The sequence below is a fragment of the Burkholderiales bacterium genome (genome assembly GCA_035518095.1).
Classification (GTDB): domain Bacteria; phylum Pseudomonadota; class Gammaproteobacteria; order Burkholderiales; family JAHFRG01; genus JAHFRG01.
The window spans coordinates 1-11,143 of sequence record DATIXX010000007.1; the positions used below are offsets into that span (position 1 = coordinate 1).

The following is an 11,143-nucleotide window of genomic DNA, read 5'->3' on the forward strand; positions in this document are numbered from 1 at the left end:
CGGCATGGCGATGCGTCTCGCATTTACGATCTCCACCAGCGTCAAGGCTGATATAATTTTAATGGATGAGTGGCTTGGTATCGGTGATGAAGCTTTTTCCGAGAAGGCACAGCGACGATTAGCGGAACTTGTCGGGCAGGCCAAAATTCTGGTTCTCGCTTCACACAGCGCGGATATCATCCGGGCGAACTGTAACAAGATAGTACGCCTTGACCACGGTCGCATAGTCGCCGAAAGCTGACCGTGTGTGCATTGTCAGCCCAAAGGAGCATACACGGCAAACCAATAATCGGGGCCTGAAATTCAAGATGCTGTCACAGCAGGTTAAACTGTGTCTCACAACTCGGAGCACAAACACCTGCCATGTCGTTAACCGATCGGATGCGGATTGCTACTGCAGCCGAATAAAAAGCGACATTCGCAGCAAGAAAAAGGGCTGCGAATTTTTTGTCGATTGTTCGTTGCAAGGAGGGCTGCGCTGAAATTCTCTGTTGTCATTCCGACGCATGACCGGCTGGACCTGCTTCGAGACGCGGTCGAAACGGTTCTCAAACAGGACTATTCCAAATGGGAGCTCGTAATTTTCGATAATGCCTCGACGGACGACATCGCCGGATATGTCAACAACATTTCCGATCAGAGAATTCGGTATCAGCGTTCGAATGACTTTCTCCCGGTAACAGATAGCTGGAACCGGGCGGTTAATCTCGCAAATGGGGACTACGTCACGGTTCTCGGAGACGACGATGGCCTTACGCCAGGCTACTTCAGCAAGCTCAGCCGGATCATCGTGGGATTCGGCTCACCCGATGTACTGTATTCGGCGATCTACCAATTCTGGCACCCAGGCGTAGCCCCTTGGGAGCGGAGCGGTTTCGTCGCAGACGTTAAAAACGGTTTTTTCTTTGTTGGGCGCAAGACCCCATTTCTACTTTCCGCCAAAGAAGCCTCAAAAGCTGTTCGCGGATCCATACGTTTGCGCAGGAACTTCACGTTCAATCAGCAGGCGTTCTGTATCCGGCGGGATTTTCTACAGCGTCTGCGCAAACAGGGTGCGGTCTTCCGCGCGCCGTTTCCAGACTATTACTTTGCCAACATAGCTTTCGCCAAGGCGCGTGCTATCGTTGTGATTCCGGAGCCGCTGAGCATAGCCGGGGTTTCCAAGGCGTCTTTTGGATACATGTTATTCAATGAGCTCGAGGAAAAAGGCGCCGAGTTACTGCATACCAAACTGGCGTCGGATCCTCTGTATTCAGAAGTCGAGAAATTCCTGCTGCCAGGGCCTCTCTACAACACGAAGTATGTAATTACCATGGAACACGTGTCCAGGTATTTGCGTGATTATTTGCCTTGCGGAGTCGCATTTGGGAAATACCGCAGGCTGCAGATATTCAGGGTGCTGAGCGCCAACCGCGGCAGGATCGGACGCACGACGCCGATCGGCGGCTTGCTTTGGTCCCGTCTTGATTTTTTCGAGAAACTCTGGGCACTGGCGCTCGGCCTGATCATTCGGGTTAGCATTTTGCTGGGGATATACGAAAATTTAGTTCGCCGCGCTTTGGGGTATTTGTTGGGACCGTATGCGTATCGACATCCCAAACTGATAATCAGCACGGGCCGCTATACGCAGTTGATGCAACTGTTCACAGACCTGCAGTCCGGGATCTGCGCGCCGGCGGCGCCTCAAGGCCGACGCTGGCTCAAGCTGCGGCAGCGTTGAGCGAGAGGTCCACTGTGGCCGACGCACGTTCCCTGTCCAGAAGCGATCGAATTGCGGTTATTTATCTCGCGCGGAAGGCCGAGGGCATTGCTCCGTTGCAGAAGTTTGTTGACAGTTACGCGCGGAATCAAGCCGGGATAGAACATCGGCTGGCAGTGGTCTACAAGGGGTTTGACCGCATCAATGAGCTAAACGCCGCCAGGTCGGTGTTCGCGTCGCTCCCGCATACCTCGGTGGAAATTTCCGACGAGGGATATGACGTTAATGCTTATCTTGAGGCGGCACGCAGAGTGGACCAAGACTACGTCTGCTGCATCAACACATTCACGGAAATTGCCTGTACCGGGTGGCTTTCGATGCTTTATCAAAATGCGGCGTCGCCACGCGTGGGAATTGCGGGTGCGATGGGATCGTACGAGAGCTTGAATGATTCCTACGCGCTGATCAGAAAAGTTATCTGGCTCTGCAACGAAGTGTCAGTGGGCTATGACCAGCAGTTTGCTTATTTTTACGATTTTATAATCGACAATTATTGCAAGCTCTGGAAGGCAAGAGCACAAGGTAAAGCCGATCCAATCTCGAAAGCATTTACTCCCTGGATCACAGCGACGATATCCCGGTTAAAGAGATCTGCTTCGCTGAGAGAACTGATATGTCTATCCGGGCGGCAAGGTTCCCTCGATGAACAGTTTCAGCGCATATGGGATCATGTTACGAGCCCCGGAGGACGTCTGTTCGATTATTCAAGGTTCCCGCCATTTCCTGATCCGCATATACGATCAAACGGGTTTATGCTATCCCGCCAGCTTTTTCTAGAGCTGAAAACGGATGTAAAAACCAAACTCGACGCGTGCGCATTCGAAAGCGGGAACACCAGCATGACCAGCCGCATCAGGCGCAAAGGCCTTGGAGCCGTTGTTGTTGACCGGACCGGGCGAGGCTACGATGTTGCAGACTGGATTCAGAGCAAAACCTTCCGGCTTAGTGAACAGGACGATTTGATCTTGACCGACAATCAGACTCGCAGCTTTAATGCAATGACACCAGGATCGCGGGCGACGCACGTTAGGATGACCTGGGGCGATTATCTCGGACCGCCGCCGCCCGGGTTTCCCGATTTGGGTTTCAAGTTTGCGGTCGATCCGCGGATCCTCCCTCCACGAGGCTGCCAATAGAATGAATTTTCGTTTCTTGATTTCACCGAAACAGTTGCTGGAACTCATGAAGTTCCCGGTTGACTCGGTAATTCGAAGCGATTGCCCGGATTGGCGCGCGTTCAACAGTCGCCATTTTTTGCCGCCCGTTTCCGCCGCCGCATTCCCGCACAACTTCTCGCGGAACTGAGAAACGCCAATGGGTGCAGCAAGTCCTATGTCAGCCGCGTCGGACAGCGCGCCGCAGGCCAGTTGCCCGCAGTGCCGCGGCAGCGGTCCTTTGCTGTTTTCCGTCGGCGATCTGAATCAAAGGATTGGTGAGCAGGATTTCGACTATTATCGGTGCCGAAACTGCGGATTAATTTTCCTCTCGCCAATACCCGGTGATCTCGGCGCTTTTTATCCGCCCTCGTACTACGCGATTCCGCGTTCACTTGAAGACCTCAAGTCCGGGACTGGGCCGGAGCTCTACAAGCTCGACGCCATCAAAACGTATGGCCGCGGACGACGCCTCCTTGAGATCGGGCCTTCCTACGGCCGCTTTGCGTTTTTAGCCAAGTCAGCGGGTTTCGAGGTGGATGCTTTTGAAATGGATCGCGCCTGCTGCGCTTTCCTGAACGATGTCGTAGGCATTGCGGCGCTGCATACGACGGACGTCATCGAGTCGATGCGCAAGGCTGAACCCCATGACATCATTGCACTGTGGCATTCCGTAGAACATTTGGCCGATCCGTGGACCCTCCTTGATTTGGTTCATGACAAACTGACCCCAGGGGGAATTCTCGCGATTGCTACGCCCAACCCCGGCTCACTGCAATTTTGGATCCTTGGAAAATCCTGGGCCCATGTAGATGCGCCGCGCCACGTTGAGTTAATTCCGCCCGATGTATTGATAGAGCGGCTTGCGCCAAGCGGCCTCGAGCGGGTGCATTTTACAACGTCCGATCGCGGCTCCAGGGATTGCAGCGCTCTCGGGTGGCAGGTATGGCGCGAATCGCTGTCGCGACGCTCCGGGGAAGGCGCATCAAGAAAGTACGTCGACTTTGCCAGCCTGCAATTGGCCAGGATCGGACGCTGCGTGGAAATACTTCCCGGCTTGGGCGCTGCTTACACTGTGGTATTTCGGAAAACTTGATTTTGCTGAGACGCGATTTGCAGATTTCAAATTGTTTGCAGGAAAGGCGGGCGCGGTGAGCAGCGCGGTTCATCAGCCGCTGGTGAGTGTCTGCATTCCCGCGTTCAACGCGGCCCGCGAGCTGTCCGATTCGCTCGGCTCCGCCTTGCGGCAGACGCATTCGAACCTGGACATACTGGTTTTTGACAACGCCTCGTCCGACGGCACCGAAGCGGTGGTGCGCAGCCTCGCCAACAGCGACGCCAGGGTGCGTTATCTGCGCCACGAATCCAACATCGGCATGGTGCGCAACTTCAGCGCTTGCATCGAGCAGGCGCGGGGCGAGTACGTTAAATTCATTTGCGCGGATGACGCGCTCGAGGCAGTCTGCGTGGAGCAGATGGTAAAAGTCATTTCGGCCAATCCCGAGGTTTCGCTGGTCGCTTGTGCAAGGCGGCGGGTTGACGGCAACCTGCATCCGGCGGGGATTGCGTGCTATTCGCGGCGTTTTTTGCTTATCCAGGGGACAGCCGCGATTCGCCGCTGCTTTTTTCAAGGCAACCTCATCGGCGAGCCCACCGCGGTGATGTTCCGCCGCGCCGATGCGATTAGAGGATTCCACGAGGGCTACCGGCAGCTCGTGGACCTGGAAATGTGGTTTCATTTGCTCAAGCGCGGCGCATTCGCGTACTTGCCGGAGCCGCTCTGTAGAATCCGGCAACACGCAAAGCAATCGACTATGGAGAACCTGAGATCGGGCGTGGTACTAAATGACAAGCGTCGGCTTTTTCGTGAATTCCTTGCTGATCTGAAAAGCGGCGCATCGTTTAAGGAGAAACTGTTCTGGGATGCCCGCATGGCGGTGACCGTTTACCGCACCCTGAACGCCGGCCACGCTGTCCGGCTGGAAGATATCGGTGAAGTATTTTTCCCGCGGTTTTTTCCGAGGCTCACTTATCCAGTGGCCTCTAGCCTGTGGCGGCTTTCGAGCCGGAATTCTTGATGTCGCTTTCTAATTTATTGGGCCGCGGCGTTCTTCGGCTGCGCAACCTTTTCAAGAAACCCGAATCGGTCCCAGCAAGCGATCCGATGCGGGCATCCGACCCAGGGCGTGGTTTCGAGCCGTTATTGCACAGACCTTATGACGCACTGAATGCAATTCCAGGCAGGTCGCTGGGAGAAACATGTAACGATGCCGCGATGGTCGCGCGGCTGCTGCGGGCGTATGAGGCATCAACTGAATCAAAAGTAGCGGGGCCAAGCGCCGTATGGAGAATGATTTATAAAACGCGGCTGCAGCCGCTGCACCGGATTCTTGTCGATGGCGATGTTGGCGCCGTATCCGCCCTGTTGCGGCGGCCCGGCGACAATGACTTGTTCTATGGTTTCGAAAATCTATTTGGCGATATGGTCAAAAGCTTCAAGGAGTCTTCCGCATATGAAATGGGTCACGCCAAATGGTGTCAGGATTACCTGGTGCGTGTCGCGGAAGCCGTGGGCGCACTTCGCATTGAAAATCCGGAACGGCGCGGGTCCAATCCAACGTACGGAACCATGCCAACGGACGAAATTCTCGCGGCCATAGAGGAGGCAGTCGGTTGTGAAATCCGGTTTCCCAACCCGTACCCGGATGAGTTTGGTCTCAAGACCAAGCGCGGCGTCGCCAGCATACGCGCCATTCATGCAATCTATCAGGCGTGGCGCATTCGCGAACTCGTGCGGCACATGCCGCATCCGCGCGTACTCGAGCTCGGCGCCGGACTCGGCCGGACCGCGTTCTATGCCAGGCAGCTGGGAATAAGCGATTATACGATCATTGATTTGCCGCTCACTGCGCTCTCACAGGGATATTTCCTGATGCGGACGCTCGGCGAAGATCAAGTTGCGTTGCAGGAAGAGCATCAAGGCGGCGCATCCGCAAAGGTGAAAATCCTGAACCCGGCGGCTTTCCTCGAAAGTTCCGAGAGCTACGACTTGATTGTCAACGTAGATTCGTTGACGGAAATGAATCGATCGACGGCAGAACTGTACTGGAAGCGGATCGAGGCGTCGGCACGGCTGTTCCTGTCGATCAACCATGAAGCCAACGAGTTCACGGTCAAAGAGCTAATCGACCGCAGTTCGCGCATCGCGAGTCGGCACCGGCATCCGTACTGGGTGCGCCACGGCTACGTCGAAGAACTGGTTTCCTTCCAGCGATAGCGGCCCACTTTGCCGACTGCGCGCCGCGTGGTGCATGCAGTGGTGCGGCACAGGCTGGTGCCGCGCAGCGACAATTACTAGAATGCCTAAAACACGACGGGCAAGTGATAGAACAGTGAAAGTAAACAAATTGGTTTGGGGAAAATCTAAGTGGTCGAAGTCGGCGTAGTCCACTTGGTGCGCAAGAAAAACGGAATCGCACCGTTTGAAAAATTCCTTGCTTCCTACCTTGAGCATCCCTCGGGGCTTCCTCACGACCTCGTTCTAATTTTCAAAGGCTTCAAGTCCGGTCGAACTACCGATGCGCATGATCGCCTGTTAACGGGCGTGCCGCACAAACGGCTTTATATGAGTGATTACGGCCTCGATTTGGCGCCGTACTTTGCGGCGGTTCAAAGCTTCGACTACCGTTACTTCTGCTTCTTGAATTCATTCAGCCGGATTTTGGCCGTAGACTGGCTCGCTAAGTTGCGCCGCTCGATAGAGTTGGAAGGCGTGGGGCTTGTCGGCGCAACCGGTTCCTATGAGAGCTTCGCGACCAATTATCTGGAGCGAAAGCTCATGTTGAGTGCGCTTGGGCCGGTGGCCCGATTGCGCTGGGCGGTCAAGCGCGCAATAAGCGACAGCGGCCCGCAGCTTGTTGCGCTGCGCCTTGCAGTCGGGTTGCTCGGTCGCGTGGGCTTAAGCGATCCCGGCAGGTACTTTCCGCCGTTTCCCAACTACCACATTCGCACCAACGCCTTTATGGCATTGCGCGAGACGCTTACGCGGGTCCGTGTTTGGAAAATGGTATTCAAGGTGTCAGGTTATGTTTTTGAAAGCGGCCGCAACAGCCTGACCAATCAGATCCTGCGTCTCGGTCTGCGACCGCTGGTGGTTGCGCGCACAGGCGAGTCTTTCGAAAAGGAGCAATGGCATTTATCGAATACGTTCCGGCAGTCTGCGCAGGAAAACCTCCTTGTCGCTGATAACCAGACCGATGCCTATGCGCAGGCTGACGGTGAGGAGCGAATAAAGCTTTCGCGGCAGGCCTGGGGTCCTTTCGCGCGGCCTTTCTAAGAATCTGGTGCGTCTTGAAAAAGACGTTGCAGCGCTTTCTTTTGCCAGCAAAGCACGCCTCGGTTTATTTAATCAGGCTTTGACAATGTTGATTGCGGGTTCCAGGTAGACGCCGCGGGTATCTACAATTAATTTGGCGTGCTTCTTGATGGCTTGATAGTCGAACGCATCGTGGTTGGTGGCGAGCAGCACGCAGTCGTAGCTTGAGATGGATTTGGGCGTTAGAGCAACGCTGCGCAGCGCAAAATGGTGCTTGCGTATTTTGGGGAACACCGGCACGTGCGGATCCGAATAGGCGATTTCCGCGCCTTTTTCCTGCAGCAATTCCATCAGCTCGACTGCCGGGGATTCGCGCATGTCTTCCACGTTCTTTTTGTACGCAATGCCGAGAACCAGAACCCGGCTGCCTTTGATTGCTTTGCCGTGGTCGTTTAATGCATCGGCGACTTTCCTTAACACCCAGGTCGGCATGTTGCTGTTGACCTCGCCCGCGAGCTCAATGAAGCGCGTATGCACGCCGTATTGGCGCGCTTTCCAGGTGAGATAAAAGGGATCGATCGGAATGCAGTGCCCGCCCAATCCGGGACCGGGATAATAGGGAACGAAACCGAAAGGCTTGGTGGCTGCCGCGCGAATGACTTCGTGAATGTCGATGTCCATTTTGTCCGCGATAATTTTCATTTCATTCACCAGGCCGATGTTGACCGCCCGGTGGATATTTTCCAGCAGCTTGGTCATTTCAGCCGCTCGCGCCGAGCTTACCGGCACGACCTTGTTGATCGCCTGACGGTAAAGCGCGAGGCCTGCCTTAAGACAATATTTAGTCGTGCCGCCGCAAACTTTGGGTATCGCCTGGATTTCGAAATCGGGATTGGCCGGATCCACGCGTTCCGGTGAAAACACCAGAAAAATATCTTTTCCCACTTTAAATCCCGCCGCTTCGACGCGCGCTTTGAGTTCTTCGTCGGTTGTTCCCGGATAGGTCGTGCTTTCCAGGGACAGGACTTGTCCCGCCCGCAGAAACGGCAGCAACGAATTCAGGGTGCCAAAAACGAAGCTGAGATCCGGCTCACGGTAGGGATTGAGCGGCGTCGGAACGCAGATAATCAGCGCATCCGCTTGCGCGGATTTTTTAAATTGGCTGGTTGCGGTGAAGCCGTTTTTCAAGGCGGCAGTAATGGATTGCTTGGAAATATAGCTGATGTAGCTTTCGCCTTTATTCAGACTGCCGACTTTCTTGGGATCGATATCGATGCCCAGCACGCGGTAACCGACTTCCGAGAAACGCAGCGCCAGCGGCAATCCTACATAGCCCAAGCCGACGATGCCGATCAGCGCCGATCTGTTCTCCAGTTTTTCAATGAGTTTATCGAGAGACATTTCCGCTCAAGCCTAAAAAATCAGCCAATTATACACTACCGTTCTGTGTAGTCTTACTCCGGCGGTCGTGCGTTAATCTATGAGCCCAATTCGTTTCAGTGTAGGCTAACGGGTGGGAAATAAATCAATAACCAATGCCTAAAATCCTGCTGGTGAAAACCTCCTCGATGGGGGATGTCATCCACAATCTTCCGATGGTGAGCGATATCCGCAGGCATTTTCCCGATTCGGAAATTCACTGGGTGGTGGAGGAAGAGTTCCAGGCGATTCCCGCACTGCACCCGGGAGTGACCAAGATCATAACCGTTGCATTGCGGCGCTGGCGCAAAACGCTTTGGAAGGTGCACACCTGGAAAGAGCTCGCCGATTTCTTTGGGCGGCTGCGCAGGGAGCAGTACGATTTTATTCTCGATTCGCAGGGCCTCATGAAAAGCGCCTTGATCGCGCGCCTTGCCAGAGGCGGAAAACGCTGCGGCCTGGGGCGCGGCAGCGCGCGCGAGTTCATGCCGTTTTTCTATGATCAGGTGTTTGATATTTCCTGGACGCTTCACGCCGTGCAAAGAACCCGCTCGCTGGGAGCGCAGGCCTTGGGCTATTCGCCGGAGGGCAATGCCGATTACGGCATCAGCACCGGCCCCACGATTTTTCCGTGGCTGAAAGAGCCCTATGCGATTCTGCTGCACTTCAGCAGCGACGAAGACAAACTCTGGCCTGAATCTTCCTGGGTTGACGTTGGGGCGAGCCTGCGCCGCTACGGGCTCGCCTGCATTTTGCCTTGGGGCAACAGCGATGAACGCGAGCGCAGCAACCGTCTTGCGCACCGCATAGAACAAGCGGCGGTGAAACACGTGACGGTGCCGCCGCGGCTTGATTTGAGGGACGCCGCCTCGTTCCTGGCCGGAGCCGAAATCGTCATCGGCGTGGACACCGGGCTCGCGCATCTTGCTGCGGCGCTTAATGTTCCGGCGATCGGGATTTATTGCGCAAGCCGTCCCGAGGAAACAGGCCTTTATTCCGACAGCGCCGTCAATCTCGGGAAAATGAATGAACCGCCCTCCGCTGCCGCCGTGGTCGCAGAGGTGGAAAGGATATTGGGAAAATGAGCGCTGCGCGCTGCGCATACACGCTGCTCGGTTACCTGCTGCTGCCTTACGCGCTGCTGCATCTTCTGCTGCGAAGCCGCAAGCAGCCCGCGTATCTCGAGCACATCGGTGAACGTCTCGGCTATTACACTGAACTCCCGCCCAAACCAGTGATCTGGCTGCATGCGGTATCGGTGGGCGAGACCCACGCCGCGCAGCCTTTGGTGCGAGCGCTGCGCAAGGCGCATCCGGGTCATCGCGTTTTGCTCACGCATATGACGCCCACCGGACGCGAGACCAGCGAGCGGCTTTTCGGCGATGGCGTATTGCGCTGCTATCTTCCCTATGATTTCCCGCAGGCCGTCAAGCGCTTCCTTTCCCACTTCAAGCCCGTCGTCGGCGTACTGCTGGAAACCGAGCTCTGGTTTAACGTAATCCACCTTTGCAGGCAGGCGAAGATTCCGCTTTACCTGGTCAATGCGCGCCTTTCGGAAAAATCCGCGGCAGGCTATTCGCATTTTCGCAGCCTGGTGAGCGCCGGCCTGAATGAGCTCATCGCAGTTGCAGCGCAAACTGAAGCCGATGCCCTACGTCTGCGGGCACTGGGTGCAAAGGACGTTCAAGTCACAGGCAATCTGAAATTCGATGTGCAGCCGCCTTTTTACGCGCTTGAGGTCGGGCGCGAGTTGCGCTCGAGCTTCGGCGCGCGGCCGGTATTTCTCGCAGCCAGCACCCGCATCGGCGAGGAAGAGCTGGTGCTCGAAGCGGTTTCAGCCGCAGGCGTTCCGGGCATGCTGACCGTGATCGTGCCGCGCCATCCGCAGCGCTTTGATGAAGTGGCTGCGATTTTGCAACGGCGTGGAGTTCGGTTTCAGAGAAGGAGCGAAAACCAGCCGGTGGAAACCGATACCCAGGTGGTTCTGGGCGACAGCATGGGCGAAATGTTCGCCTACTACGCGGCGTGCGATGCGGCCTTCATCGGCGGCAGCCTGCTGCCCTTGGGCGGGCAGAATCTGCTTGAAGCCTGCGTCATGGGCAAGCCGGTTTTGATCGGCCCGCACACGTTTAATTTTGCCGAAGCGTCCGAGCTGGCGGTGCAGGCGGGCGCAGCGCAGCGCGTGCCTGATGCTGCCGGACTGGGGGTTGCGCTCAAGGCGCTTTTCGCGGACGAACAGAAAAGGAAGGCGATGGGAGAAGCCGGCCGCGCGTTTTGCGCCGCGCATCACGGCGCGACGCAGAAAATCCTGAATTTGATTCGCTTCTAATAGAGCGGGAAAGCCTCACGAGGACGCGCGCCGGCGGGCGGAACGGGTTCCACGACTTTAGGAGTGGATGTGACCCCGGAGGCGCGCACAAGCGACCAATTATCCGGCGCGGCATTCCGCGCCGCGGTCGCATCCCCACTTGCGTGGGGCCCCTGCTCAGGCTGCGC

The 11,143-nt window shown here is 56.1% G+C and carries 10 protein-coding genes; 9 read left to right on the forward strand and 1 reads right to left on the reverse strand.

Annotated elements, in window-relative coordinates; genetic code table 11:
* From VLV32_01725 to VLV32_01755, 7 genes are all read left to right on the forward strand, one after another.
* On the forward strand, positions 1-241 hold a 241-nt coding region (locus VLV32_01725; GenBank protein ID HUL40614.1), incomplete at its 5' end, for a sugar ABC transporter ATP-binding protein.
* Positions 242-454: 213 nt separating this feature from the next.
* Positions 455-1,720, forward strand: coding sequence for a glycosyltransferase (locus VLV32_01730; protein ID HUL40615.1), 1,266 nt, complete (start codon positions 455-457; stop codon positions 1,718-1,720).
* A 14-nt stretch (positions 1,721-1,734) separates the two neighbouring features.
* On the forward strand, positions 1,735-2,895 hold the full coding sequence (locus VLV32_01735; GenBank protein HUL40616.1) for a hypothetical protein: 1,161 nt from the start codon (positions 1,735-1,737) through the stop codon (positions 2,893-2,895).
* A gap of 196 nt (positions 2,896-3,091) precedes the next feature.
* Positions 3,092-4,009 (forward strand): class I SAM-dependent methyltransferase, encoded by a 918-nt coding sequence (locus VLV32_01740; GenBank protein HUL40617.1) that lies wholly within the window; start codon positions 3,092-3,094, stop codon positions 4,007-4,009.
* Positions 4,010-4,064: 55 nt separating this feature from the next.
* The gene (locus VLV32_01745; GenBank protein HUL40618.1) at positions 4,065-4,991 is read left to right on the forward strand and encodes a glycosyltransferase family 2 protein; all 927 of its coding nucleotides are present in this window, start codon (positions 4,065-4,067) and stop codon (positions 4,989-4,991) included.
* Complete coding sequence (locus tag VLV32_01750; GenBank protein HUL40619.1) at positions 4,991-6,190, forward strand: putative sugar O-methyltransferase; 1,200 nt, start codon at positions 4,991-4,993, stop codon at positions 6,188-6,190. The genes VLV32_01745 and VLV32_01750 overlap by 1 nt, the downstream gene beginning before the upstream one ends.
* Positions 6,191-6,340: 150 nt before the next feature.
* A complete protein-coding gene (locus tag VLV32_01755) occupies positions 6,341-7,249 on the forward strand; it encodes a hypothetical protein (GenBank protein ID HUL40620.1) in 909 nt (302 codons plus the stop codon).
* 72 nt (positions 7,250-7,321) lie between these two features.
* Here VLV32_01755 and VLV32_01760 read toward each other — a convergent pair whose 3' ends face one another.
* Positions 7,322-8,629 (reverse strand): nucleotide sugar dehydrogenase, encoded by a 1,308-nt coding sequence (locus VLV32_01760; GenBank protein ID HUL40621.1) that lies wholly within the window; start codon positions 8,627-8,629, stop codon positions 7,322-7,324.
* A 134-nt stretch (positions 8,630-8,763) separates the two neighbouring features.
* On the opposite strand from VLV32_01760, the gene waaC reads away from it, so the two are divergent.
* Both waaC and waaA read left to right on the forward strand, forming a co-directional pair.
* Positions 8,764-9,732 (forward strand): lipopolysaccharide heptosyltransferase I, encoded by a 969-nt coding sequence (waaC, locus tag VLV32_01765; GenBank protein HUL40622.1) that lies wholly within the window; start codon positions 8,764-8,766, stop codon positions 9,730-9,732.
* Positions 9,729-10,976, forward strand: coding sequence for a lipid IV(A) 3-deoxy-D-manno-octulosonic acid transferase (gene waaA / locus VLV32_01770; protein HUL40623.1), 1,248 nt, complete (start codon positions 9,729-9,731; stop codon positions 10,974-10,976). The genes waaC and waaA overlap by 4 nt, the downstream gene beginning before the upstream one ends.
* Positions 10,977-11,143 lie beyond the last annotated feature (167 nt).

Bases quoted from the DNA above. Each gene is read 5' to 3' on its own strand.
- VLV32_01740 (HUL40617.1), top strand. From the start codon at position 3,092: ATGTCAGCCGCGTCGGACAGCGCGCCGCAGGCCAGTTGCCCGCAGTGC.
- VLV32_01750 (HUL40619.1), top strand. From the start codon at position 4,991: ATGTCGCTTTCTAATTTATTGGGCCGCGGCGTTCTTCGGCTGCGCAAC.
- VLV32_01760 (HUL40621.1), bottom strand. From the start codon at position 8,629: ATGTCTCTCGATAAACTCATTGAAAAACTGGAGAACAGATCGGCGCTG.
- waaC (HUL40622.1), top strand. From the start codon at position 8,764: ATGCCTAAAATCCTGCTGGTGAAAACCTCCTCGATGGGGGATGTCATC.
- waaA (HUL40623.1), top strand. From the start codon at position 9,729: ATGAGCGCTGCGCGCTGCGCATACACGCTGCTCGGTTACCTGCTGCTG.